This window comes from Vibrio rubrogenes (assembly GCF_059641415.1).
Map to the genome: position 1 here is coordinate 1 of NZ_JCARSY010000134.1, position 370 is coordinate 370.

Annotated in this window: 1 protein-coding gene; it reads left to right on the plus strand. The window is 54.9% G+C overall.

The features are described 5' to 3' along the window. On the plus strand, window positions 1-370 hold a 370-nt coding region (locus AC55NX_RS20895; RefSeq protein WP_496997478.1), incomplete at both ends, for an AMP-binding protein.

A 370-nucleotide genomic window follows, 5' to 3' on the forward strand; every position in this document is an offset into this window, starting at 1 on the left:
ACTGTTGCTGGCGGCTGGCTGGCAGGGCTCCCCGCGGTTAAGCGGTCTGATTGGCGGTGAATCATTCTCGAAAGTCTTGGCGGATGAGATTCTCAGTCGCGTCGGTCAGTTGTGGAATATGTATGGCCCGACGGAGACCACGGTCTGGTCTGCGACGCATCCATTGAGTTTAACGGATGAGGGTGTATTGATAGGCAAACCGATTGGCAACACGCGGATTTATATTCTGGATGAATCTCACCAGCCGGTGCCGGTCGGTGCCAGTGGTGAGATATACATAGCCGGGGCTGGGGTGACGTCCGGATATCTTAACCGTGATGACTTAACTGCGGAGCGGTTTATTGCGGACCCGTTTGCGACTGAATCTGGT